We start from the raw sequence: 2,536 nt of genomic DNA, 5'->3' as shown, positions 1-2,536 counted from the left end.
GCGAGCATCGAGTGGAGCAGGTGTTCGATTGTCAGCCAAGCGATTCATTTCGATGAGAGTCGGTGAGGTCACGAGCGGCTGAGTGTCAGTCGGTTCAGCATCGACGAGTCATGGACGCGGTGTCGAGCGTCGTTTCGGCACGACTGGAGCGCAATCACGAGATTGAATTTCACGCGGCATATCCGAGCACGAGATCGCGCCGGTATCCAGCATCGGTTGGGTCGGCAGTGATCGCTGAACGAGAGCATGGATCTGCGTATCGGTCTCACGCATAACGTTTGCGATATGCGGGCGGTGGCGCGTGATGTGATTGGAACGTCGAGTTGGTCTCCACCACCGCTCCGTCATCATCGCGTGGTTATCGGGAATACTGTAGTGAATCCAATCGAGCGACTTGGAATCGTCGAGTCAAGATCATGAGCGCACCGACAGGTGAGGAAGCGATGGGGACGATGTCGATGGAGAACGTCTCAGGATTGCATCAGACGTAAACGACATCGTTCGCATCGTTTCCAGGAGTCGACGCAGCGGTGAAACGTTGGAGTCGCGGTGAGGCGAACGGTTGGCAACCGGAACGCAGTCTGTTCGTCAGAAAGGTTGACGACCGTTCGCATGACCGCGACGAATGTTGCATAATCGGGCGACGGAAAGTGTCGAGCAACCGACCGCAGTTTTGTCCGCCACCGTGTTCATCGTCGATTTGTTTGACGTTCATGATGTTGAACGTTTTCATCGTCGCACCGTCGAGAAGACGATTGCGAGCATCGACGATGGCGTTGTGTGTAGCTGAGATCTGCGTAGCTACGTCCGGCATGAGTTGCCGCGATAACGTAACGCGTCACCGGGTACGCGCGAAAGATTCTCAATTGCAAAACCGCCCGACTCGCGTACTCCGGTGCACGCGATTGTTACCCGCCGGTTTGTTGACCGCGTATCCGAGCAGGAACGGCGTCGGGCGTACTCAGTGGGTAGTCGGCCAGCCAGATTGTTCGCCAGGTCCCTTCCGGTTGTTCCACCACATTAACCGTTGCATGCGTGAGATGGTATCCATCAATCGGCACGAAGCTGGCCGCGATGATGAAAAAATTTGAATCAGACGATTCGCAATCAATCTTCCAGAAGAATTCAAAGTCCTTGAAGTGCTGGACCGGCACGTGGATGTTACCGATTCTCGCTAGTCTCGATTCAAAATCCTCGAGTGAGCATCCACCAGGAAAGTCGGTAAGTTCGTCGATTACCCCCTGAACCAACACTGGGTGTTTGGTTAGGTCCTCGAAGGACGTGGTAGCTGGACGCTGAGGCCAAGGGTATCGGACGAAAATGATGGCGCAACCCATAGCCGCAACAAGCAGGGAGCGAATCGTAAATCGGCGAAATCGCACGTCGTAATTTCAGTCGGGTAACGTCGGACATCACCGGGCGGTGGAAACCCGTGTGATTGGAAAGAGAAGCAGGTCTCCACCACCGCTCCGTGTGCATGTCATGGTTACGTGTATTCAATTGCTGCGGAGTGCCCATGCAGCGAAATTACCTATTGAACACGAACGGGTGGTAGCCCAATCATGGACCGGTGTTCGTTTCGAGCGGCACGCGTCAGATCTTTGTTTCTATGCCACCAATGCTCGAGCTGCGATGCATCGCGGGCCATAAGTTCGTCGTGGTAGAGCGACACCGGGAGTCCAATTTCAGAGAGTGCATCATAAACAGAGATGATATCTACGGTCGGATCCTCCGCGGCGTCGAGAAGTGTAGGGACAGCGTGGTCACCGATAAAAGCGAGAGCGCGTGCCGCATGCAGTACTGGTATCCGGTCCTCGCGACTGCACGGTCCATCCCAGCGATACTCGGGATTTCGCAATTCGACTGCGAGCCGTTCCACTAGCGGGATATCTCGAGATTGGCTGCAAGCGGCAATGCTCAAGAGCAAGAGGAGAATGATGCTGGGTATACGGTGTGCGTTCAAATTTGACCACGTAACGGTTGCGATGACCGGGCCGCCGCGGTCGATCATCCATTCCAAAAACGCGATGTCGGCGGCTCCGCGTCCATCGCGTGGTTACCCGCAGTTTAGTTGAGCGATGAAGTCAAGTTCAAGTTCACGTATCGCAGTGTGGTATCGATCCCGCACGACGGGATCTACTGGCGGCCGTGTTTTGATATCGCAAACTCTCGCGGAAATACGCGTCCCAATTGGGAGACGCGGTGTCTTGCGAAACCATATCATCGCAGATTCAGTGTACGTGTCCGGAATCAACACCTTGCCCTTAGTCTGCAATTCGCAGTGAACAAGGTCACCGATAGACGGAATCTCATTCGAGGGCGCAAAGTCCAAGTGTGAAATTGCGTGCAAAGTCAGATTGTTGTCGTGACAACGGGGGCAGGAAATGCGTGATGGCTGGTCGGTCACAAACCAACCACCGCCCCAGAAGCATTTAGAACCTATCCGAAAACCAATTTGGCATGAAAAGAGCGGACCATCCTTGAGTTGGTATTTCACAGGTACTCAAATTCAAGGAGGGCCCGCCATGGATGGGCA

The 2,536-nt window shown here is 54.5% G+C and carries 1 protein-coding gene; it reads right to left on the bottom strand.

The window, feature by feature from the left end:
- Positions 1 to 908: 908 nt before the first annotated feature.
- Positions 909 to 1,253: a hypothetical protein gene (locus tag LOC70_RS13040; protein WP_230254025.1), complete on the bottom strand. Its 345-nt coding sequence runs from the start codon at positions 1,251 to 1,253 to the stop codon at positions 909 to 911.
- Positions 1,254 to 2,536: the final 1,283 nt, after the last annotated feature.

The sequence above is a fragment of the Rhodopirellula halodulae genome (assembly GCF_020966775.1).
In the GTDB taxonomy this organism is placed as follows: Bacteria; Planctomycetota; Planctomycetia; order Pirellulales; family Pirellulaceae; genus Rhodopirellula; species Rhodopirellula halodulae.
Note: the sequence above shows the minus strand (reverse complement) of the source record. Positions and strands in the feature narration are given on the sequence as shown.